Source organism: Janthinobacterium sp. 1L-D-8-B-C4, assembly GCF_057291295.1.
Genome location: NZ_JBXAVX010000005.1, coordinates 140,106 through 163,376, shown reverse-complemented (window position 1 = coordinate 163,376; position 23,271 = coordinate 140,106). Strand labels below are relative to the sequence as shown.

Here is a 23,271-nt window from a genome sequence, read left to right as displayed (position 1 = left end):
CTAACCTTCGGTCAGCTAACTTCACACCTGCTTATTCGCACTTTGTGCTCAACGGGAACCTGCATGAACTGCAGACGGCGACACTGAAAAGCTGTATTCCAACATCCAAGATTTCACTTTAGACATGCTTTTCAAACTATTGAGCTACCAAAGCAGAATAGCGCAGCCGCCAAAGTCTATTTTGCGAGCTCATGTTGCAGTTCAGACGTGGTGCAAATTACTGTTAATATTACAATATTTCATCTTAGTAATTTTTTTTTGATATCGACTCCGACCGTATGAATTTTTGCACCATTGGAAGCGTAAATATCAGGTTTGCGACTAGTGGCATAATTATTTGTGGACAAAATATATGTAAAAGACGTACCCTAAGATAATAAAAAAATTTTTGATATTTCACGATGAAATCGTAGAAATTTTGATTGAATTAAAAAATAGTTTGACTTTACATTTTTCTCGATATTCTATTTACAGGAAAGCGATTGTAGGCCTAATTTATATATATTGGTATTGGTTAGAAACGACAAAAAAGGGATCGTAATGAGGCTACAGGCTTATAGGTTAAAGAACTATCGTCGGCTTAGGGACGTTGCTATTGAGTTGGACGATGAAATATCAATTTTTGTTGGGGCAAACAATAGCGGCAAAACGTCGGCAGTTCAAGGCTTGTACTCAATGATTAAAGCTGAAGCGAAGAAGTTTGAACTTTTTGACTTCAGTGCAGCGCTCTGGTCAAAGATCGACGAAATTGGCAACGGTAAAGCTGGTCACGCTAGTGCTTCATCGGATTTGCCTCACATACTTTTAGACCTATGGTTCAGAGTCGATCCAAGTGACTTAGCGATTGCAATGGCGTTGCTTCCAAGTAGCGAGTGGGCCGGGAAATGTGTGGGAATCCGCGTGTGCTTCGAACCAAAAAACTCGGAAGCACTAGTACAACGATTTCGTGAACTTCGTGATAGGGCTACAGCGGCGGCGGATGCTGCATCGGGAAAAATCGATCCGATAAGTCGTGCCAGCGCCTCAGTGGCCACGATTCGTCTAGTTGACACAACAGAAGATGCGAACGATTACAAGCCCTGGCCAAGCAGCTTGACAAAATATCTGGCCAAGGAACTATCGAAGGAATATGCTTTTAGCTACTATGTATTAGATGAGCAGCAGTTTGAAAACTATAGAGAAAAATCAGAAGATTATAAGCCGCTTTCGATCATAAGCGAGCCAGGTGGCGCAGCAATTCTAAAATCGCTCTTGAAAGTGGATTTCCTGAGAGCTCAGCGACATCTCGATGATCCAGGCAGTGGCAGTTCTGATCGAGCTGAAAATCTTTCACGTCGACTGAGCAGGTTCTATCAGCGTAACCTTGAGAAGCGAGGTGACGACTACGCTGTATTAAAGGCTTTAGACTCCTCTGAGAGGGGATTAAATTTCCATTTAGAGGAGGTTTTTAGCGATACGCTGAAGCGACTTTCTAAGCTTGGATATCCTGGTGTCAATAATCCTGAGATTGTTATTCGCGCAGCGCTAGATCCCATGACTGTGCTAGGCCAAGATGCTAAAGTCCATTATGTCGTTCCTGGCGAAGTCACCGCGCACTTGCCGGACAGCTACAACGGGCTGGGATTTAAAAACCTGGTCTACATGGTTGTTGAACTCTTGGATTTGCATGAGCAGTGGAAAGCGGATGAAGATGACCGTGCACCGCTGCACCTGGTTTTTATTGAGGAGCCGGAAGCTCACTTGCATGCACAGATCCAGCAGGTTTTTATCAGAAATATTATGCGCTTGTTAGAGGAAAAAAACGAATCCGCGAATTTCTTTCATACTCAGATGGTCATCACTACACACTCACCACATATTCTGTACGAACGAGGCTTCTCACCGATTCGATATTTTCGACGTGTTTCAGCTAAATTGGAACATCACACGGACGTTCGCAACTTGTCTCGTTTTAAGGAAAAGGCGGGGGAAAAGGACGCACGCGAATTTCTTCAGCGCTATCTGAAACTCACTCATTGTGACCTATTTTTCTCAGATGCTGCAATTTTGGTAGAAGGAAACGTCGAACGTTTGCTCATACCTGCAATGATTGAGTCGTCAGCTAAGCGATTGCGTTCTTCAGCACTTACAATTTTAGAAGTAGGTGGTGCGTTCGCACATCGCTTTCAAGAACTAATCGAGTTTTTGGGACTGACAACGCTTGTCGTTACTGATCTTGACAGCGTTTTAGTGAAGGCAGAAACAGCCACCGCACCTAAGAGTGCAACTGAAGCTGATGATAGCGATGTTGTCGCAGGGCTATTCGACGCTGCCGATCTAGATGACGAAGATTTGAAATTATTTGAGGTTAATGACGATGGATTTGTCGAAGAAGGTAAGGAAAACAAGAAGAAGTTAAAGAAACGTGGAAGCACATGTCATGCACACATTGATGCCGCCGTTACTTCCAACCAGACGCTCATTAGTTGGATTCCAAAGAAGCATACCGTTGCCGATCTATGGAATGTCAAGGAGGAAGAAAAGATTTTGGCACTCGCCGGGGGATCAGGCGCCTACGTTCGTGTTGCTTATCAGACGCCTGTTCCAGTGACCATCAAAGGGCAAACTTTGAGCCGTTGCGGACGTACACTTGAAGAAGCATTTGGGCTCGAAAATGCGATCTGGTGTCAAGATGAGATAAATGCGTCAGTTGGACTTCGGTTAAAGACGGCTGCAAAGACACCCCAAGAACTTGCGGAGTCGCTTCATAAACGTGTGACCGGGAAAAATTTCGACAAGACTAGATTTGCGCTTGAAGTACTGGCCAGCGGCCCTGTTTCAGGATGGAAAGTTCCTTCATACATCAACGAGGGACTTGTCTGGTTGGAGGCGCTTGTTGCTCACGAGATGGAAGCTGAAGAGGCTGTCATTGTTGGTGCTGCTGTTATTGCGCCAACTGACGGTGGTGCTATTGTAGTAAACGATGTGGAAGGAGGAGTTGCATGAGCAGGAGGCTCAACAGTCCGGACACTAAGGCAGACGTCGAAATTAAAACCTGTATCACTGCATCTCCCCCTCAATCGTTTGTGGTTCGTGCGGGCGCTGGTTCTGGGAAGACCACCTCACTTCTTAAAGCTATTGAGTGGGTAATTTCGGCGCATGGTGCAAGCATGCGGGTGCGCAAGCAGAAGGTCGCTTGTATTACTTATACGGAGCTAGCCGCTAACGAAATCCTGACTGACGTCGAAGAAAATCCACTGGTTCATGTGTCAACTATTCATAGTTTTTACTGGAAAATCGTCAGGACCTTTCAGTCCGACATTAAAATTTGGTTACAGGGATTCATACAACTGAAGATTAATAAGTTAATCGAGACGGCGGATAACTTTGGCTCAAGGGTCCGAGCGGCTGCTCGGGAAAACAACCAAAAAGAACGTGATAGATATTCAAGCCATCTTAATGCGGTAAGCAAGGTGACCACGTTCACTTACAGTGTCGGTAGCGACTACTCGAAGGGCGTCTTAGGTCATGAGGATATCTTACAGCTTGCCGAGTTTCTGTTCGAAGAGCGTCCGCTGTTTCGTAAGTTGGTAGCACTTAAATTTCCTTTCGTTTTCATTGATGAGAGCCAGGATACGTTTGAGGGGGTTGTAAAGTCTTTTCGGCATGTCGAAACGCAGATGCGAGGACAGTTTTGTTTGGGGTTCTTTGGCGATCCGATGCAAAAGATCTTCATGAGAGGGATTGGCGACATTCCTTTAGAAGAGCATTGGAGAGAGATCACTAAGCCAGAAAACTTTCGCAGTGCCAAGAAAGTGTTAGACGTGGCAAATGCCATCCGTACCCAAGCTGATGGCATGCAACAGATTCGTGGACTTCATGAAGATGTTGATGGCGAGACTCAGTTGGTACAAGGATCTGCAAGAATGTTCGTGTTGCCGAAGACTATGAACCGTGCCGAGGCGTTGGCGAAAGTGCGAACCTGGAGCGCCACTGCGGACGGAGACGACGGGTGGACTACGCCCGAACTTGCAACTAAGGTGCTAGTTATCGTTCATAGGATTGCAGCTAAAAGACTGGGTTTTGAAGGTATCTACGCAGCATTGAATGATAGAGCTCCCGATGCGATAAAGGAGGGTATGCAAGATGGTACCGGATGGCCTGTCCGACCATTTATCACCTTCGCCCTGCCAATGGTTATCAACATGCGTGCTGGCAACGAGTTCGCAGCGATGACACTTTTGCGGCAGCACTGTCCTCGCTTAGTACCGAACGCTCTAGCTGGTTGTGACGCTGTAAAGGTACTGCAGGAGGTGCGAGCCTCAGTGTTGAAGCTTGGCGAAATGTTAAGTGACGGCGAAATTACAATTGGCACCGTGGCAGTCCATCTTCGGGATGCAGGCCTGTGGACATTCGACCAAAGATTCGAGATAGCGCTTCAGTTTTACACTACCTCATCGGAGAACGCTGCGGAAGTCACTGCTTTTAAACCTGCAGATCTCGCAGTGATGAAGATGCTTGCCTGTCCTGTGCTAGAACTCTGGCCCTATCAGCGGTATATCTCTGAGGGTTCACCATACTCTACCCAGCATGGGGTGAAAGGTGCTCAGTTTGACCGCGTCCTTGTGGTACTCGACGAGGAAGAGAACACGTATAACAGCTACGACTACGAACGGGTTTTTGCAGACGAGCCATCACGAACAGCTGACCGTGTTTCATTCGAAGCCGAAGGCGAAAATACTTGGAGTAGAACCCTACGCCTTCTTTATGTCTGCTGCACCCGCGCAAAGAGGGGGCTTGTGCTGGTTTTCTTTGTCAACGCTCCTGAAACAGTGAAGGCAAACGTTATTGCCAGCGGCATTTTCCCCGAGCTTTCAGTGTTCACAGTGAAGGAATTGCAGGAGGACTGACGCTGAAGCAATGTCTGTGACGACTTCTTAACTCACGTCGTCAATCACGTGAATCTTCTTGCTTGGGATAAAAAATATCTTACAGATTTAAAATGCTTGGGCAGCTTTGGGGGCATTCGAGCCGTGATAAATTAGACACCTGTGGATTTATGAGGGTAGTCTCATTGATGGGAATCCCCCTCTCGAAACAAAGAAAGCTACCCTCGGTAGCTTTTTTTTCGTCTGCACGCTTCGAATCCACACACTGCTTGCGGGTATGCGGCAGCCTCGCGCGCCTGCAGTGCACCTGTGTGGTTCTGATTAGGTTTCGACTGAGCATACTTTTACGGCGCCCAGCGCATCAGTCTGTTTCCACGTGGCAGACTTGGCCCTCACTGCCACTTTGACGAGGCGCAGCTCAAGCGACGCATGCGTCCAATCCAAGTCGCGAATCCCTCCTAAAAAAGTTAATGAAAATCATTCCCATTTGAAGTATCCTAGCTTGCCAGCCAGAAATCCCCGCAACGCCAAAGAGGAGGTATCCAGCCAAAAACAAGCCCAAAGAGACTTTATGACCGGATACGCTTTACGGGATACGCTCCCGCAGCGGCGCCTGGCTGCACGCCATCGCCGCACCCCCCTGTTGGTTCGCACGTCCCTGGCCTGCGCCATCTCCACCCTGTTCCTGGCACCGGCATTGGCGCAGGAAAACAGCAGCGGCCAGCTCCCATTCATGCAGACGATGGCGCCAGTCGAGCTGACCGAGCAGGCTTTGGCCGAGCCAGGTACATCGACGACGGTCAGTGGCGACGCACTTGATCGCGCCAACAACATGAAGGATGTGGTGCGCAACCAGCCTTTGGCGTCGGCGCCGGGCACGGCGGCGGGTACGACTCGGAACCGCAGCAGCTTTGACCGTTCCGGCACGACCGGCTATAACATTCGCGGCATCGAAGGCAATCGAGTCGGCATGGATGTCGACGGCATTGAAATGCCGGATGCCACCACCCGTCCTTACGTGAGCCGGGCTGGCGTCAATTCGTTTGGTGTCGGTCGCGACTTCATCGATCCGGAGATGTTCACCTCGGTCAATATCCTCTCCGGCACCACCTCGGCCACGCGCTCGGCGGGGGGTATCGGCGGCGCCGTGAGCTTCAAGACCAAGTCGGCGGACGACTATCTGCGCGGCGACAAGGTGTTGTATTTCGGCGGCAAAGTGGGCTACGATTCGGCCGACCGCTCGTGGAACGAGAGCGTGACCGCCGCCGGTAAAAGCGGCGGCCTGGACGGACTGATCAGTTATTCGCGGCGCGATGGCCATGCCACGCGCAACAACAGCGATATCGTCGACAGCATGGCCAATGAGTGGAATTCCGATGCCTTGCTGCTCAAGGGCGCACTGCGCATCGATGCGGCCAACCGGCTCGAACTTTCTGCCGATTTGTACCGGCGCAAGAACGACACATCTTTCTTTGGCTGGGACACCACCAGCACCTTCATCACCGAAAACTCGCAGCAACACAGCGACACCAGCCGCAACACGCTGCAGCTGATGCACCAGTGGACACCGAACAACGCCTTGGTCGACCAGGCCGATACGCGTCTGTATTTCCAGAGCACCGATACGCAAGACACGACCGACACGAAGACGGTGGCCAGCAATGCCAGTGTGCGCAATGTTTCCGAGAACAAGACGCGCACCTGGGGGCTGTCGAGCGTGGTCAACAAGCGGCTGGGCCTGCACTATCTCAGCTATGGCCTGAACGCGTCGACGCAGGATGTGGAGCGGCCATGGAACGTGGCCGGCTACATGAAACCGCAACCGGACACGACGACCGTTCGCGCGGGACTGTTTGTGCAGGATCACATCGGCTTCGACCTTGGCGGCCATCGCCTGGTGCTGATCCCGGCACTGCGCGGCGACTACGCCAGGATCAAGACGCGTGACCTGGACAACTTTGTCTCGGGCGTGTTAACCCCTGACGACGTGGAAAAGATGTATGGCACCCCCAGCACCACCATCTGGAGCCCCAGCCTGGGCCTGAGCTACGACCTGACGCCGACCATGGCGGCGTATGCGCAGTACAAGCGCAGCGGACGTGCGCCATCGGCCGGCGAGATTTTCGGCTCATGGAACCTGGCCAGCAACTATGTCGCCAACAATCAGTACGCGCTGATCGGCAATCAAAACCTGAAAGAGGAAACCAGCGATGCTTTTGAGATCGGCCTGAAGGGCAAGCCGACGCCGGGCGTGACCCTGAATACGTCGCTGTTCTACACGCAGTACAACGATTTCATCGCCTACACCCGCTACGGCCGCGCGATGTTCCCGGCCATGTTTGCCAAGGTGCCGGCGCATATCGGCACCATCTATCAGGCCGAGAACCGCGACGATGCGAAGATTTACGGCTTCGAACTGAGCGCGCGGCTGGACCACGGGCAATGGAGTCCGCAGGCCAAAGGCATCTACACCACCTGGGCCATGGGCCTGAGCCGCGGCACCGCCAAATCCAGTTACGCCGGCGACAAGGACGTGCCGCTCGAGTCGGTGTTGCCGCGCAAGGCCATTATCGGCGCCGGCTACGATGCGCCGATGAAAGCGTGGGGAGTCAATTTGACCGGCACTTTTGTTGGCAGCAAGCAGGCGGTGGCGACCAACCGCGATGCCTACAATAACTCGGGGCCGGCGCTGGCCGATGCCACCACGGCACTGTTCCGCGTGCCGGGCCACGCTTCGTTCGATCTGATCGGCTACTGGCAGATCAACCAGAACGTGCGCCTCGACGCCGGCATTTACAACCTCGGCGACAAACGTTACTGGGATTATTCCAGCGCACGCAGCCTGCAGCCGTCGGTCGCCCGTGACCGGCGCGACATCGAACTGCTGACCGAGCCGGGCCGCACCGCAGCGCTGTCATTGAACCTGGCGTTCTAAGTATTCAAATTGACGATATCGACGTCTCATTCACAAAGGAGCAAGCATGCAACACCAGAAAATCAAACGCGGCGCGCGCACCGGCCATCTCGCCATCGCGGCCATGGTGGCGGCCATGATGGCCGCCTGTACCTCGGCGCCACCGCCAGCGGCGCAGCAGCCAGCATCGCAGTCAGTAACGCAGCAGCCGGCAGCAGCCGCAGGACCAGCGGCGCCCGCCGGCGGCCATGGCCTGTCGGCATTTATCGGCGGTTTCGACGCCAACCGCGACGGCGTGGTGACGCGGCAAGAGTACGACGCGGTGCGCACGCAGCGCTTCACGGGAGCCGACACCAATCACGATGGCGTGCTCGGCGAAGATGAATACGTGGCCGAATTCGAAGGCCGCCTGCAGCAGCAGTACGCCGGCCGTGCGCAGGACGAGCGCTACGCCGGCTCGATCAAGCAGGCCCATGTGCGCTTCAAGATTCTCGATACCGACCATGACGGCAAGCTGACGCTGGCAGAAGAAAACGCGATTGCCGAAAAAACCTTCCAGCGCACCGATACCAATGGCGACGGCAAGATCGATCAAGCCGATGGGGACAAGAAATGATGCCGCCATTCCTGCTGCGCGCGCTGGTTGCCGCATCGTCGCTTGTGATGCTCACGGCACACGCCCATACGCCGTACCTGTTGCCGAGCAGCTTCGATGTGCAGCCGAAGGAGGTGATCGGCGTTGACGCGGGGTTCACCGAGAAATTCTTCGTGCCCGCCGTGGCGTTTGGCGAGACCGCATTTTCGATCGTCACGCCGGAAGGCGCGCGCATTGCGTTCGGCGACATCCATCAGTTCAAGCAACGTACCGTTGCCGAACAAACACTGCCCGATGAGAAAGGCACGTATCGGCTCAGCACCGGCCCGCGGCTGGGCGCGGTGTTTCGCACCTGGGAGCGCAACGGCAAGACCGAGTCCGCGCGTGATCCGAAGCAGGTCATGCCGGCAGACGCCAGGTTGCTGAGCCACTATCAGTCGCTGTCGATTGCCGAGGCGTATGTTACTGCCGGCAAGCCATCGGCGAAGGCGCTGGCGCCGCTAGGCAAGGGGCTGGAAATCGTCGCCATCACGCATCCGAGCGACCTGTTCGTGAATGAGAAATTCGACTTCATGGTGCAATATGACGGCAAGCCCTTGCCGAATCAGAAGGTCAGCGTTTATCGTTCGGCGATGGACCTGGCCAGCCAGAGCACGGTGCAACATCTGTCCACCGATGCTGAAGGGAAAGTTGCCTTGCCCTTGACGAAATCCGGACTGTATCTGGCCCTGGTGCGTTTTCAAGCACCGGCGCCGACCGGCGCGGCCGCGCCGATGTACGGCAACAATTACACCTTGACCTTCCGCGTACTGGATCAATGACGCAACGCCCGGTGACGCTCTGTTAATCAGTACTGGGGCGGCCCATGGCTGGCTGCCCCTGTCACCTTGCTATTGCGTGGTATGGCTCGGCGTTATCAATCAGAGGCCAGCTCGCGTACCAAAAACTCCACAAACGTCCTCACCCTCAGCGACAAATGCCGCGCATGCGGATACAGCAAGATGAACGGGCGCGAACAGCCGCCGTGTTGCGGCAGCAACTCGACCAAGTCACCCTGGGCCAGATCGCGTTCGACGATAAAACGGTAAGTTTGCACGATGCCGGCGCCGGCGCGCGCCAGGACGGCCATGCCCAGATAGCCTTCCGAGCAATCGTAGCCGCCATGCGTGAGCACTTCGGTCGGGCTGCCGTTGACATTGAAGGGCCAGGCGATGCGCCGCCCCGTGCTCGGCAGGGTGAACTGGACGCAGTCGTGCTGCTGCAGGTCCTCGATGTTCAAAGGCGTGCCGGCCCGGCGCAGATAGGACGGCGCGGCCACCAGCACCAGTTCGGCATCTTCGAGCTTGCGGGCGATCAGGTTGGAGTCGGCCGGCACGCGGCCGCGGATGGCCAGGTCGTAGCCTTCATCGGCGAAATCGATATTGCGGTTGCTGATGTGCAGGTCGAACTTTACCTCGGGGTAGCGCGCGCGAAAGGCCGGCAGCAAGGGCAGGATGCGGTGGTTGCCGTACGACGTAGGCATGCTGATGCGCAGCAGGCCGGCCGGCGCGGCCTGGTCGCCAGTCACTTCGCGTTCGGCTTCCACCAGCTGCGAAAGCGCCTGGCGGCACTGCTCAAAATAAACGCGGCCACTGTCGGTCAGGCGGATCTGCCGCGTGGTCCGCACGAACAGGCGCACGCCCAGGCGCTCTTCCAGCCGTGACACCGAACGGCTGACCGCCGCCGGCGTCACGCCGGCCGTGTTGGCGGCGGCCGTGAAGCTGCCCAGTTCCGCCGACAGGCAAAACAGCTCGATGCTGCCCAGTAAAACGTCGTCGAAGTGCCGCTGCATGCGAAATCCATGATGGTTGACTGATGCCATTGTGCATCAAGCATGGCAGTTCCGTTGATTAAGCGCCTTCCTTGCCGGCAGCCTCGCGCTGGCGCAAGGTGGTGACGGCTTCGCCACCCCAGCCCCAGTTGTCGGTGTCTACTTCGTCGATCACGACAAAGGTCGATTGCGGACTTTTGTTCAGCACGCGTTGCAGCAATTCGGTGGTGCCTTCGATCAGCGCCAGTTTCTGGGCGGCAGTGACACCTTCACGGGTGACGCGGATATTTACGTAGGGCATGGTGTTTCCTCAAGTGGGTCGTGCGCGATATTCGTGAATGTCTTGTTGACGATGATCCAATTGCCGGCGCGCAGCACCAGCGTCAGGTACAGCCGATACCGGAAGCCCAGCATCGGCGAATACAGCTTGACGCTGGCAATGCTGCCCGCCACATCGACGCTGAGCGGGCGCATCAGGAATGGCTCGCCGCGCTTGGCCGGGCTGTCGCGCCCGGCCACCGCCAGCAGATAGGCGGCAACGCTCTGGTGATAGAGCTGGCCGCCGATGTCGCCATACACCTGGGCGCCAGGGTCGAACAAGCTGCCCAGCAATGCGGCGTTGCCGGTGTACACGGCGTCAAAATACTTGTCGATCAGCGCCAGGATTTGAGCATGTGCATGCATGGCTTACCAGGTGCCGGCGGTGGCGCCGCCGTCAACCGCCAGCACCACACCGCTGGTGAATTTCGCGTCCGTCAGGTACAGCACGGCATCGACCACATCCTGGGTCGCGCCGGTGCTGCCATTGGGCGCCAGCGTTCTGAGGAAACTTTGCGTGCCCTCGTCGCTGCTGTGCATGGGGGTGTCGATAATGCCGGGGGCGACCGCCGAGACCTTGACGTTCGACGCCGCCAGTTCGATCGCCAGCCCGCGCGTTGCATGGTTCAGGCCGCCCTTGATCATGATCGGCAACAGGGCCGGCACCTTGACGTTCGGCTGCAGGGCGATGCTGGCCGTGATCGTGACGATGTGGCCGGCGCCATTGGCTGCCATGTGGACGGCCGCTTCCTGAGTGGGATAAAAGAAGCCTTTCAGGTTGGTGGCGACGATCGTGTCCAGATCGCTTTCGGTGTAGTCGGCGATGGCTTTGGCGATAAAGATGCCGGCGTTGTTGACCAGCACATCAACTTTGCCGAAGGTGGCAACAGCCTGTGCAAACAGGGCTTTCGCCGTGGCGGGCAGGGCGATGTCGCCTGCCACCAGCAGGAAGTTGGGCGGATTGCCGAGATTGTCGCTGGCCGCCTGCAAACGTTCCATGCTGCGGGCGTTGCCGACCACGTTATAGCCGCGCTGCAAATACGCTGCGGCCAGGGCCAGGCCGATGCCGCTTGATGCGCCGGTAACGATGACTGTTTTGTTGTTGGTGCTCATGTAAGACCTCTTCGGTGTGTATGTCGATAATGCCGCCGGTGTCGCATGGACTCCTGACGGCGCAGCGGTGAGGGCGGGATGCCAGCGCCGATGCAGACCACTATACCTATGCCGTATGTATCGATAAATCGGCTTTGGAGAGATAGACTTGATACATGATGTAATGAATAAAGGTGCGTAGAAGGTGGGCCGATATGGCGCTTGCGTTCCTTGGGTGCATAAAAAAAGCTCGCCGAAGCGAGCTTTCCCTCTCAAATCAACCCGGAAAAATCAGAACTGATTCATGGTGTTATCTTTCCCGGCAGCCTTCAACGCTGCCTCGCCACTGAAGTAATCTTTGTGATCGTCGCCGATGTCCGAGCCCGACATGTTCTGGTGCTTGACGCAGGCGATGCCCTGGCGGATCTCCTTGCGCTGCACGCCGGCCACGTAGCCCAGCATGCCCTGGTCGCCGAAGTAGTCCTTGGCCAGATTGTCGGTCGACAGCGCTGCCGTGTGGTAGGTCGGCAGGGTGATCAGGTGGTGGAAGATGCCGGCTTCGCGGGCGGCGTCGGCCTGGAAGGTGCGGATCTTTTCATCTGCCGTGGCGGCCAGTTCGGTGTTGTCGTATTCCACGCTCATCAGCTGGCCGCGCTCGTAGGCGGACACGTCCTTGCCCTCGGCTTTCAGCGCGTCATAGACTTGTTGACGGAAATTCAGGGTCCAGTTGAACGATGGGCTGTTGTTGTAGACCAGCTTGGCGTTCGGGATGACCTTGCGAATTTCGCTGACCATGCCGCCGATTTGCGAGATATGCGGTTTTTCGGTTTCGATCCACAGCAGGTCGGCGCCGTTTTGCAGCGAGGTAATGCAATCCAATACGCAGCGCTCTTCGCCGGTGCCGGCGCGGAACTGGAACAGGTTGCTTGGCAGGCGTTTCGGGCGCAGCAGCTTGCCTTCGCGCTTGATGATCACGTCGCCATTGCCCAGCGCGTCGGCCGAGACTTCTTCGCAGTCGAGGAAGGCGTTGTACTGGTCGCCCAGGTCGCCCGGCGTGGTGGTCACGGCGATCTGCTTGGTCAGGCCGGCGCCCAGCGAGTCGGTACGGGCGACGATGATGCCGTCGTCCACACCCAGTTCCAGGAAGGCGTAGCGGATGGCGCGGATCTTGGCCAGGAAGTCTTCATGCGGCACCGTGACTTTGCCGTCCTGGTGGCCACATTGTTTTTCGTCCGACACCTGGTTTTCGATCTGGATGCAGCAGGCGCCCGCTTCGATGAACTGCTTGGCCAGCAGGTAGGTCGCTTCGGCATTGCCGAAACCGGCGTCGATGTCGGCGATGATGGGCACCACGTGGGTGATATGGCCGTCGATCTTGGCCTGGATGGCGGCCTTGGCGTCGCCTTCGGCGGCGTCGAGCTGGCGGAACAGACCGCCCAGCTCGCGTGCATCGGCCTGGCGCAGGAAGGTGTAGAGCTCGCGGATCAAGCTGGTGACAGCAGTTTTTTCATGCATCGACTGGTCCGGCAGCGGGCCGAATTCCGAGCGCAGCGCCGCCACCATCCAGCCCGACAGATACAGGTAGCGGCGGTCGGTGCTGTTGAAATGCTTCTTGATCGAGATCATCTTCTGCTGGCCGATGAAACCGTGCCAGCAGCCCAGCGACTGGGTGTATTTCGATGGGTCGGCGTCGTAGGCGGCCATGTCGTTGCGCATGATTTTCGCCGTATATTTGGCGATGTCGAGGCCGGTCTTGAATTTGTTTTGTGCGCGCATGCGGGCGGCGGACTCGGGATTGATGGCGTTCCAGGCGCTGCCTTGTTGCTCTTTCAAACCTGCAACTGCCTTGATGTCGTCTTGATATTGGGACATGTGAATCTCCTGAAAAAAAGCGAAGTAAGAAAATCGTCGAGTGTGCCGCCGCGTCTTGTTGAAGCAAACTGCATGACTAAATAGTAGGACTTTCCACAGAGTTCATCAAGTCTTATATAAGACATATAACTTAAATTTATTCCTTTTTTTTCAATGACTTGGTTATTCAATTCCATGATACGAAACGATTTTTCAAAAAGCGAGACGCATGCGTCAGGTGCTGCGCCTGCCGTATTTTGCAATGTGAAATGGGGTTTCAGATTTTGGTGCACTGCAGCGATTATGACGAACTATGGCACTGTTTCGCTTGATTAAATGCTGACGCGGTTGCGTCCCTGGCTTTTGGATTGATACAGCAGGGCGTCGGCTTGCCGCAGCAGCTGTGTCGGGCTGGCATCTTGATAGTCACCATTGCCGGTGGTCGCCACGCCGAGGCTGGCGGTGACCAGGCCGATCGGGCTGCCGGCGTGCACGATGCCCAGCGCCAGTACCGTCTGGCGCACCGCTTCGGCCACCAGCCAGGCGCCGGCGCTGTCGGTGCCGGGCAGGATGACGCCAAATTCCTCGCCGCCATAGCGCGCCGCCAGGTCCTCGCAGCGGGCAGCGCTGCCAGCCACGGCATTGGCCACCGCGCGCAGGCAGTCGTCGCCGGCCACATGGCCATATTCGTCGTTGTATTTCTTGAAGTAATCGACGTCAAGCATGATCAACGACAGCGGCTTGCCGTCGCGCCGGGCGCGCCGGTGTTCCTGTTCCAGCGCTTCATCAAAGGCGCGGCGGTTGGCCAGGCCAGTCAGGCCATCTTTCAAGGCCATGGTTTTCAGGCCGGCATTGGCTTTTTCCAGTTCCAGGCTGGCCACGCGCAACTCTGCCGCCATCTGCTCGCGCAGGGCGATCTGGCGCATCAGCTTGCGGAAGAACCAGACCAGTGCGGCAATCGCGCACAGGGCGGCGGCCAGGGTCTGCGCGCTGGTCACTTTCCATTGCGAAAATATGTCGTCCTTCGACAGCGCCGCCGAGACGATGATCGGATAGCTGTCCAGGCGCCGGTAGCTGTACAGCCGCTCGATACCGTCCACTTTTGCCACCAGCATCAGGGTGGCGGCATGGCTTTTTTCACGGTAGCTGCGCATCACCGCGCCCGATGACAGATCGGTGCCGATCAGTTTTTCCTGGAACGGGCGGCGGTAGATCAGGGTGCCGTTTTCCAGCGCGAAAAACACGGTGCCGGACGTGCCCAGGTTGAGGCTGTCGAACACGCGTTCGAACGAATCGAGCCGCAAGGTGGCCAGCGCCACGCCGGCAAAGCTGCCGTCGGCGTGGGCGATGCGGCGCGAGACGGGAATGATCCAGTGGCCGGTCGAGCGGCTGCGTATCGGTGTGCTGATATGGGTGGCAGTTTGCGGGTTGGCCTTGTGAAAGACAAAATAATCGCGGTCCGAATTGTCGCCCTTGAAAGGCACGCCCAGCGAGGTGGCCTTCCAGGCGCCGGTTTCGTCGTAGATGAACAGGCCATGGATTTTCGTCACCTTGTTGGTCAGCTGCACCAGATAGGCGCCGAGGCGCTTGCCGGCCTCGCCGTTGCTGCCGTCGTGCTCGGAGCGTTCGACGATATCGTCGAGGATCACGTCGGCGATCTTGATGGCGGTATCTGCCTGCGAGGCGAGCGTGCGCGCCATGTTTTCAGTGGCGACTTCGGCTTCGTGCAGGCGGGTCTTGTGCGACGCGCTGATGATCCAGGCGGTGGCCGCCAGCAAGGCGGCGCAGATGCACAACAGTGCCAAGCTCATCAGGGCGAGCAATGGCCGTTTCTTGTGGCGTGGCGCCGTGGAAAGGTGCTGTGTTCCCTGCATGGGAGGACCCGCGAACGAGGGCTGCGAATGGCGCCCGGTCCGCTTACCTTAGCACAGGCAGGGATGGCGCCATTTTCGATAGAGTGCTATCAGTGCGACGCCTGGCTGCCGCTCTTCACGAACAGCGCCGTCAGCATGCCGACCATGCACACGCCGATTACATAATAGGCCGGTCCCAGCACATTGTTTTTCAGCATCAACGTCACGACGATCGGTGTCAGGCCGCCGAAAATCGCATACGAGATGTTGTATGAAAACGACAAGCCCGAGAACCTGACCTGCGCCGGGAAGGCCTGCACCAGCACGCAAGGCACGGCGCCGACCACGCCCACGAACAGGCCCGTGATCGCATACAGCGGCAGCAGCAGGTCTGGGCGGCTGCCGACGGTGGTGTAGAAAACATAGGTGGCAATCGCCAGCAGCAGCGAGCCGACCAGGATTACGGGTTTGGCGCCCAGGCGGTCGGCCAGCCAGCCGGCGATCACGCAGCCGAACGCCAGGCACAGCGTGGCGCAAGTATTGGCGACCAGGGTGGTGCGCGCATCGATATGGTGGATTTTCTGCAGCAGGGCCGGTGTCATCAAAATCACCACCACGATGCCCGCCGATAGCATCCAGGTCAGCAGGATCGAGACCGCAACGGCGCCGCGATGGCTGCGCAGCACCGATTTCAAGGGCATTTCGGTGGCCAGCGCCTTGCGCTGCTGCATTTCGGCAAACACCGGCGTTTCATGCAGCCAGCGGCGCAGATACATGGCGCCAAAGCCGAAGATGCCACCGAGCAGGAAAGGATAGCGCCAGGCGCCGTCCAGCACTTCGGCTGGCGTATAGACCGTGTTCAGGCCGGTGGCCACCAGCGAGCCGAGCAGGATGCCGACGGTGAGGCCCGCCGTCAGGATGCCGCAGGCCAGGCCGGTGTAGCGGCTCGGCACGTGTTCCGATACAAACACCCAGGCGCCCGGCACTTCGCCGCCGACGGCCGCGCCCTGCAGGATGCGCATCAACAGCAGCAGCAGCGGCGCGGCCAGGCCGATCACGGCGTAGGTCGGCAGCAGGCCGATCAGCAGGGTTGGTACCGCCATCAACAGGATCGACAGGGTGAACATGCGCTTGCGTCCCAGCAAGTCACCGAAGTGGGCCATCACGATGCCGCCCAGCGGACGCACCACGTAGCCGGCGGCAAAGATGCCGAAGGTTTGCAGCAGGCGCAGCCAGTCCGGCATTTCCGGCGGGAAGAACAACTGGCCTATCGCGTTGGCGAAGAAGACAAAGATAATGAAATCGTAGAACTCCAGCGCACCGCCCAGGGCGGCCAGCGACAGCGTTTTGTAGTCTTGTTGGGTCAGGGGGCGTGCGGACGCAATATCAGAGGAAGCCATGTGTCTCTTTTATGTGTTTTATGGGAGGAACTGCCATCCATAGCATACGCATTTCCCACCATTGAGTAAACGTTACGTCCTGATGGCAACCGGCGGTGTGGTTCACAAGCCTGGCTGGTAGAGCTCGGACCAGCCCAGCCGCTCTTCCAGCCAGTCGTTCACTTCCGAGCTGTCCATATGGATCAGCATGGCGCCCATTTTGATATTGCCCCTGGCCAGCGCCAGTACCGCGAAGATGGCGTTCTGCATGCTGGCGCTGAGGTTGCCCTGCAGGTCGCGCGCGGCGATCTGCGGCAACTGCGCCCAGGCGGCGCGATAGCTGTCTTCCAGCCATTCCGGCAGCGGCGGGTTGCCGCGGCGGTGGCGCTCGATCTCGACCAGCGCAATCAGGGCGTAAAAATCGTCGCCGCGCTGCGCTGGCTCGGTGCAGATATCGACCAGTTGCGGTATCACCGCATACGAGGCGGCACCGACGTCGCCCTGGTGATGCAGTTCTTCCCACAACTCCTGCCACACGTCTTCGCCCGCGCGGATGGCCATGAGCGGCAGGGAAGCATCATACGGCGCGCGGTAGCCGCCTTCGAGGGTGGACCAGAGGGGATCGTCGAGTGACAGCAGCATGGGTTTCCTTTGTACAGCGCTCGCCTGAGCAAACATCCACTATACAATCGCTGTGCAATCGTGGCATTTCTCAAGTGTGAGGCACTATGTTATCGACAAAACTGATCGACTTTTTCAAGCAGCAAGGCTGGTGGTATGACGACGCCAGCGCCGACTATGCGGCCGAACTGGAGCGCCTGGGTGTGGAGGCGGACTCGGCGTTCGGGCAGTTCTGCCTGCATGTGGAAGACGGCCCCACCTTCATCCAGCGCGGCAAGGAGCTCTACCAGGTCTGCTGGTTTGCCAGGAATACCAACTATGCGCTGGCCCTGAAGAATTGCCACGAGACCCTGGGGCTGCCGCAGGAATATCTGCCGCTCGACAGCTTCGAAGGCGGCAGCGGCTACTTTTATAACCGCCATACGGGCCAGGTGCTGGCTGTTTCCCTGGGTGATGAATTGCTGGATTTCAAGGAAGGGCGCCTGACGCCGCAATGGCCGGCGGTCAACGACTTTCTGGTCCATTATTTCGAGCTGCCGGCTTGAGCGCCACTATCAACGATGCCGTGTGCGCGCGGGAGAGCTGGACGTCGCCTCCGCAGCTTCTGGCGCTGGCCGCCTTTTATCGCGATGCGCAGGCCCATCCTGCCAGCATTCCAGACGCCGTGTTTTTCGATACCGTCAGCCGCGCGCACTGGCCCACCAATTGCTGGAGCTATGCCCAGGCATCGCTGGCCATCGTCGCGCACGGCTGCGTATTGCGCCCGCAACTGACGCGCGAACTGATCGCGCTACCGATTGCCGCCATGATGGCGGGCGGGCTTGACAGTGCTGCGGCGATCATCGAGTACGGCACGGCCTGCGCTGCCATTGCCCAGCCGTATGTTGCCTTCACGCCCGAAGGCCGGCGCTGGATGGCGCAGCAGTGGCCCACATTGCACGCGCTGGTCGATGAGGTAGTTGCCAGGCAGTGGCAGGTGTTGATGCAGGACGACAGCTGAAGCTACGCCAGTTACAATAACGGAATAGCTATTCCACTTCCTGGACTGATCAATGCCCGAACTTGCCGCCATCGCGTTTCCCCAGATGATCGTTCCGCCCGAGCCGACCCAGGCGCGCAGCAAGCAGGCGTTCGAGCGCCTGCTGCAGGTGGGCGAGCAGTTGCTGGCGGAGAACCGCTTCGATGAAATCGGCGTGGCCGACCTGGCCAGGCTGGCCGAGACCTCGGTCGGCACCTTTTACCGCTTGCTGAAAGACAAAGACACCCTGAGCCGCTTGCTGCTGCAGCGCTTTTTTTCCGACATGGTGACGCAGGTGGAAGCGCTGACCGAGCTGCACCAGTGGCAGACGCGCAGCCTGGAAGATTTCATTCGCGCCATGGTGGCGATGTTCGTGGCGGTCAATCATGGCCGGCGCGGTGTGCTGCGCGCGCTGATCACGCGTTCGTCGCAGGACGCCCAGTTCCGCGACCGCGTGCACCAGATCAATCATTTGATTTCCCAGCGCACGGTGGCCGTGCTGGCCAGCAAGTCGGCCAGCATTACCCACCCGAATCCCACCCAGGCCATGATGGTGGTGCCTCCGGTGCTGCTCGGCATCCTCAACCAGCATACCCTGACCGGTTCGCTGTCGTTTTTGCCGGCCGCGGCGCTGGAAGATGAGCTGGTGCGCGTTGCCCTCAATTATTTACGTTAATAACAAATTTAGCTTGAAATCGGAATTCGGATTCCGTATTATGTTTTCCAAGGCAGGCGCCAGCGACCTGCCAATGAACACACAGCATGTTCACAGGAGACAAGAATGCGGCGCCATGCGACATCCGATGTCAGTTTGCATTATCTCGATTTCCACGCCGGTCCGGGGCAGGGCGATCCCGTGTTCCTGCTGCACGGCCTCGGTTCCTGCGGCGAAGACTGGCGCCCGCAGATCGACGCGCTCGCTGCCAGGCATCGTTTGATCGTGCCCGACCTGCGCGGCCATGGCATCAGCCCCGCTCCCGAAGGCGCCTGGCGGATCGGTGACTTCGCCAACGATATTTTCAATCTGATGGACCAGCTCGACTTGCCGCGCGTGCACCTGGTCGGCTTTTCGCTAGGTGGCATGGTGGCGCTGGAAGTGGCCAACCGCGCGCCGCAGCGGGTCGCTTCGCTTTGCCTGATCAACTCGCAACCGTTCCAGGGCGGCAAACCCGCGTCCCTGTTGTTTACCTACTGGCTGCGCCGCACGGTGATCGCCACCTTCGGCTTGAAGGCGATGGGCAGGATCATCGGCAAGAAACTGTTTCCCGAGCCGGCGCAACAGGGCCTGGTCGAGCGCTTTGCCGCGCAGATGGCCGGCATGTCCAGGCGCGCATACCTGGCGGCGCTGGACGCCATTTTTCACTGGCAGATCGTGCTGCAGGCGCCGGCCCTGGCCACGCCGCTGTTGATCGTGGCGGCCGACCAGGACTACACGCCCGTCGCCAGCAAGCAGGCGTTTGCCGCACAGTTCCAGCATTGCGAATTCCGGATCATCGCCGATTCGCGCCATGCGACGCCCCTGGACCAGGCGCCGCGAGTCAACGCGTTGTTGCAGTCCTTCCTGTCCTTACCGCCACATTCAAAATAAACCGGCCGCCTGCCGCATTGGCAGGGGCGCGCTTGCAGTGCTGACATACCGTGCCCTCGCGTGCGGCGGGCAGCGTGACGCCTGGTCATCCTGGAAGCGTGCCCTTGTGCATGTCGCAGCGAGCTCGATAACAAGGAGACCTCATGAAACCTGCTTTGAAATTGCTGCCCGCCGCGCTGGCTCTTGCCGGCGCTTTCACCTTGGCCCTGCCTGCGCAGGCCCAGGACGCCACCGCCACCGTCGACGACCAGGAAGCCAGGGAGCGCATGGAAACCGTCACGGTTTCGGCGCGCCGGCGCGAAGAGCGTCTGCAGGATGTGCCGCTGGCGGTCACCGCGTTTTCCGCCAAGGCCCTGGAGCGTGCGAATATCCAGAGCCTGGCCGACTTGCAGGAAAGGGTGCCGAACCTGACCGTGTACGCCTCGCGCGGCACCAATACCACGCTCACTGCATTTATCCGCGGCGTGGGCCAGGCCGATCCGGTATGGGGCGTTGACCCTGGCGTGGGCATCTATTTTGACGACGTGTACATGGCGCGCCCGCAAGGCGCCCTGCTCGATGTGTTCGACGTGCAGCGCATCGAAGTGCTGCGCGGCCCGCAAGGCACCTTGTACGGCAAGAACACCATCGGCGGCGCCATCAAGTATATTTCACGCCCATTGGCCAGGGAAAACGGCGCATCGGCGGAAGTCGGCATCGGCAACTACCAGCAGCGCAATTTCAAGGCGGCCTTCAACCTGGCCAGCGAGAACGGCGTGTGGCGCGCGCGCCTGGCTGGCGCCAAGCTCGACCGCGACGGCTTCGGCCGCAACACGTATAACGGTGAACAGGTCAGCGACCAGGACAGCACGGCGGCGCGTGTCTCGGTAGGCTATTTTCCGCAAGACGTCCCCCTCAGCATCGTGCTGAGCCTGGACGCCACCGACGACAAATCGGGCGTGCGTGGCTTCCAGCGCATGAGCACCAGCGCCTTCGATCCGCTGCGCCGTCCGCCGTCCAGCAGCGCCTACGATATTCAAAGCGGAATGCCGGGCAACAACTTCACGCACAACCGCGGCGGCTCGCTGGTGGCCAACTATGCGCTGTCGAACGACTGGGCGCTGAAACTCATCGGCGCCAGGCGGCGCAGCAATTCCGAACAGACCATCGACTTCGACGGCCTGCCGCTGCCGATCGCCGATGTGTTCGGCGACTCGCGCGACGAGCAGAAAAGCCTGGAACTGCAGGCTTCCTATGGCGGCGACTACGGCTCCGGCGTGATCGGCCTGTACCGCTTCGAAGGCACGGCCGGCGGCGGCATCTACAACAATTTCCTGGGCCGCCAGTTTACCTCGGCCGTCAGCACGGTCGAGACCGACAGTACCGCGCTGTACACCGACTGGACCTGGCCGCTGGGTGCTTTGTGGAGCGTCAATGCGGGCTTGCGCCACACGCGCGAAACCAAGCGCGCCATCGTGCTCAACCAGGTGTTCGCCGACGCCGGCTTTACGCGGCCGCTGCAGAACGCGGCCGACTTCGACAAGTCGCTGTCAGTGAGCAATACCTCGCCCAAGCTGTCGCTGCGCTACCAGGCGTCGAGCACCACGAACTTGTACGGCAATGTTTCGCGCGGTTTCAAGTCGGGCGGCTACAACGTGCGCGCCAACAACCTGGTGGTGGCCGATTCGGCGCGGCCTTACCGCGATGAAACACTCGACGCGCTGGAAGTGGGCATGAAGTATGCCGCGCCCGACGACACCTTCGACGTGAACGTGGCGCTGTTCCACAACCGCTACAAGGATATCCAGTTATCGGTGTTTAGCAGCTACACGCAGCCAGGCGGCTTGCCCGGTTTCTATGGAGACTTCACGAATGCGGGCAAGGCCACCGTGCAGGGCGCCGAATTCGAGTTTTCATGGCGGCCCAACCGGCAATGGGAAGTCAACGGTTTCCTGGCTTTTCTGGACGCCAGTTACAAGGAATTCATCAGCGCTGGCCAGGATATCGCCGCCACGCAAAAATTCAGCAATACGCCGCGCAAGCAGTTGGGCCTGAACCTCGGCCGCACCGACCGCGATGTGCTGGGCGGCACCTTGCGCAGCATGCTCGGCTATGGCTACCGCAGCAAGGTCTATCCCACCACCGACCTGAGCGAGACCCTGGCTCAGGGTGGCTACGGCTTGTGGACGGCCGGCGTGGTGTGGGAGGGGGCGAAAAACTGGACCTTCAGCCTGCACGGCAGCAACCTGGGCAACAAGCGCTACCGCACCGATGGCTACAACATTCCTGCTGTCTATATTCTCGACGGCTTCTATGGCCCGCCGCGCCAGGTGATTGCCAAGGCGGGTTATAAATTTTAAGCGGCAGTAATCTCAAGGAGACTGACATGCTTTACCAACAACTGCGTCATTTTTTTTAGGTACTGATCGTTTGCGGTGGCCTGCTGGCGACCCTGCCGGCCTCGGCCGGGCAATGGGACTTCGGCCTGCATGCCAGCCTGTGGGGTTCGCGCGAATACCAGGTCTGGCTGCCCAGCAATTACAACCCCGGCACAGCGTTGCCGGTGGTGCTGATGCTGCATGGCTGTGGCTCGGAACCGAACAGCATGGCGGCCGTCAGCCGCTACAACGCGCTGGCCGACAGCGAGCATTTTATCGTTGTCTATCCGCGCCAAAACGCCAGCGCCAATCCCATGCGCTGCTGGAACTTCATGCTGCCGCTGAACCAGGAGCGGGGCACGGGCGAGCCGGCCGTGCTGATGGGCATCCTCAACAAGGTGAAGAACCAATACGCGGTCGACAGCCGCCGCGTGTATGTGACGGGTATCTCGGCCGGCGGCGCCATGGCCTCCATCATGGCGGCCTGCTATTCCGATGTGTTTGCCGCCGTGATGGTGCATTCGGGCGGCATGTACAAGGGCGCCACGGGACTGGTGACGGCCGCCGATTCGCTGTTCAACGGCAGCAGTTTCGATCCGAAAATGCGCGGCCGGGACGCCTGGCAGTGCTCGGGGTCGCCGCGCCGCCTGATGCCGACCATGGTATTCCACGGCACGGCCGATATCGTGGTCAACCCGGTCAATGGCGAGCAGACCGTCGAGCAATTCCTGCAGACGAATGACTATGGCGACGATGGCCTCGACAATGACAGCGTGCGCTACCGTGCCGACAGCATCGTGCGCCAGAGCGTGCCGTATGGCCGCAGTTACACCATCGACACGTATGTAGCCCACGGCGCCGTGATCGCGCAGAAATACACGGTCGAAGGCATGAACCACGCCTGGAGCGGCGGCCCGCCGGGCTGGCCTTTCAGCGATGAGCTGGGCCCGGACGCGACCACCATCAGCTGGAATTTCTTCAAGAATTACCAGCGCTGAAGGCCCGGC

Annotated in this window: 19 protein-coding genes; 11 read left to right on the top strand and 8 right to left on the bottom strand. The window is 58.4% G+C overall.

Annotated elements, in window-relative coordinates:
• Positions 1–540: 540 nt before the first annotated feature.
• The 5 genes from AC0Z42_RS11305 (at position 541) to AC0Z42_RS11285 (ending at position 9,198) form a co-directional block, all read left to right on the top strand.
• Positions 541–2,985: an AAA family ATPase gene (locus AC0Z42_RS11305; RefSeq protein WP_485468317.1), complete on the top strand. Its 2,445-nt coding sequence runs from the start codon at positions 541–543 to the stop codon at positions 2,983–2,985.
• Positions 2,982–4,889: a UvrD-helicase domain-containing protein gene (locus tag AC0Z42_RS11300; protein ID WP_485468316.1), complete on the top strand. Its 1,908-nt coding sequence runs from the start codon at positions 2,982–2,984 to the stop codon at positions 4,887–4,889. Before AC0Z42_RS11305 ends, AC0Z42_RS11300 begins: the two co-directional genes overlap by 4 nt.
• A gap of 622 nt (positions 4,890–5,511) precedes the next feature.
• Complete coding sequence (locus AC0Z42_RS11295) at positions 5,512–7,803, top strand: TonB-dependent hemoglobin/transferrin/lactoferrin family receptor (protein WP_485468315.1); 2,292 nt, start codon at positions 5,512–5,514, stop codon at positions 7,801–7,803.
• Positions 7,804–7,849: 46 nt separating this feature from the next.
• The gene (locus AC0Z42_RS11290) at positions 7,850–8,398 is read left to right on the top strand and encodes an EF-hand domain-containing protein (protein WP_485468314.1); all 549 of its coding nucleotides are present in this window, start codon (positions 7,850–7,852) and stop codon (positions 8,396–8,398) included.
• A complete protein-coding gene (locus tag AC0Z42_RS11285) occupies positions 8,395–9,198 on the top strand; it encodes a DUF4198 domain-containing protein (protein ID WP_485468313.1) in 804 nt (267 codons plus the stop codon). The genes AC0Z42_RS11290 and AC0Z42_RS11285 overlap by 4 nt, the downstream gene beginning before the upstream one ends.
• A gap of 95 nt (positions 9,199–9,293) precedes the next feature.
• On the opposite strand, the gene AC0Z42_RS11280 is transcribed toward AC0Z42_RS11285, so the two are convergent.
• The 8 genes from AC0Z42_RS11280 to AC0Z42_RS11245 all read right to left on the bottom strand — a co-directional run bounded on the left by AC0Z42_RS11280 (position 9,294) and on the right by AC0Z42_RS11245 (position 17,322).
• The gene (locus tag AC0Z42_RS11280) at positions 9,294–10,208 is read right to left on the bottom strand and encodes a LysR family transcriptional regulator (RefSeq protein ID WP_485468312.1); all 915 of its coding nucleotides are present in this window, start codon (positions 10,206–10,208) and stop codon (positions 9,294–9,296) included.
• Between the two features lie 58 nt (positions 10,209–10,266).
• Positions 10,267–10,488: a tautomerase family protein gene (locus tag AC0Z42_RS11275; RefSeq protein WP_485468311.1), complete on the bottom strand. Its 222-nt coding sequence runs from the start codon at positions 10,486–10,488 to the stop codon at positions 10,267–10,269.
• Positions 10,476–10,871, bottom strand: coding sequence for a nuclear transport factor 2 family protein (locus tag AC0Z42_RS11270; RefSeq protein WP_485468310.1), 396 nt, complete (start codon positions 10,869–10,871; stop codon positions 10,476–10,478). Before AC0Z42_RS11270 ends, AC0Z42_RS11275 begins: the two co-directional genes overlap by 13 nt.
• A 3-nt stretch (positions 10,872–10,874) precedes the next feature.
• Positions 10,875–11,618: an SDR family NAD(P)-dependent oxidoreductase gene (locus tag AC0Z42_RS11265; protein ID WP_485468309.1), complete on the bottom strand. Its 744-nt coding sequence runs from the start codon at positions 11,616–11,618 to the stop codon at positions 10,875–10,877.
• Between the two features lie 270 nt (positions 11,619–11,888).
• Positions 11,889–13,469: an isocitrate lyase gene (locus AC0Z42_RS11260; protein WP_485468308.1), complete on the bottom strand. Its 1,581-nt coding sequence runs from the start codon at positions 13,467–13,469 to the stop codon at positions 11,889–11,891.
• A gap of 311 nt (positions 13,470–13,780) precedes the next feature.
• Positions 13,781–15,259 carry a sensor domain-containing diguanylate cyclase gene (locus AC0Z42_RS11255; RefSeq protein WP_485468307.1) on the bottom strand — a complete coding sequence of 493 codons (1,479 nt, stop codon included), beginning with the start codon at positions 15,257–15,259 and terminating at the stop codon, positions 13,781–13,783.
• A 152-nt stretch (positions 15,260–15,411) separates the two neighbouring features.
• On the bottom strand, positions 15,412–16,701 hold the full coding sequence (locus AC0Z42_RS11250) for an MFS transporter (RefSeq protein WP_485468306.1): 1,290 nt from the start codon (positions 16,699–16,701) through the stop codon (positions 15,412–15,414).
• A 102-nt stretch (positions 16,702–16,803) separates the two neighbouring features.
• Positions 16,804–17,322 carry a hypothetical protein gene (locus AC0Z42_RS11245; protein ID WP_485468305.1) on the bottom strand — a complete coding sequence of 173 codons (519 nt, stop codon included), beginning with the start codon at positions 17,320–17,322 and terminating at the stop codon, positions 16,804–16,806.
• An 86-nt stretch (positions 17,323–17,408) separates the two neighbouring features.
• Here AC0Z42_RS11245 and AC0Z42_RS11240 point away from each other — a divergent pair, with 86 nt between their 5' ends.
• The 6 genes from AC0Z42_RS11240 to AC0Z42_RS11215 all read left to right on the top strand — a co-directional run bounded on the left by AC0Z42_RS11240 (position 17,409) and on the right by AC0Z42_RS11215 (position 23,262).
• Entirely contained in the window at positions 17,409–17,846 is a 438-nt protein-coding gene (locus AC0Z42_RS11240; RefSeq protein WP_485468304.1) for a hypothetical protein, read from the top strand.
• Positions 17,843–18,301, top strand: coding sequence for a hypothetical protein (locus tag AC0Z42_RS11235; protein ID WP_485468303.1), 459 nt, complete (start codon positions 17,843–17,845; stop codon positions 18,299–18,301). The genes AC0Z42_RS11240 and AC0Z42_RS11235 overlap by 4 nt, the downstream gene beginning before the upstream one ends.
• Before the next feature lie 52 nt (positions 18,302–18,353).
• Positions 18,354–18,995: a TetR/AcrR family transcriptional regulator gene (locus tag AC0Z42_RS11230; protein ID WP_485468302.1), complete on the top strand. Its 642-nt coding sequence runs from the start codon at positions 18,354–18,356 to the stop codon at positions 18,993–18,995.
• Positions 18,996–19,100: 105 nt separating this feature from the next.
• Positions 19,101–19,907: an alpha/beta fold hydrolase gene (locus AC0Z42_RS11225; protein ID WP_485468301.1), complete on the top strand. Its 807-nt coding sequence runs from the start codon at positions 19,101–19,103 to the stop codon at positions 19,905–19,907.
• 143 nt (positions 19,908–20,050) lie between these two features.
• Positions 20,051–22,246 carry a TonB-dependent receptor gene (locus AC0Z42_RS11220; RefSeq protein ID WP_485468300.1) on the top strand — a complete coding sequence of 732 codons (2,196 nt, stop codon included), beginning with the start codon at positions 20,051–20,053 and terminating at the stop codon, positions 22,244–22,246.
• A 62-nt stretch (positions 22,247–22,308) separates the two neighbouring features.
• A complete protein-coding gene (locus tag AC0Z42_RS11215) occupies positions 22,309–23,262 on the top strand; it encodes an extracellular catalytic domain type 1 short-chain-length polyhydroxyalkanoate depolymerase (RefSeq protein WP_485468468.1) in 954 nt (317 codons plus the stop codon).
• The last annotated feature ends 9 nt before the right edge of the window (positions 23,263–23,271 follow it).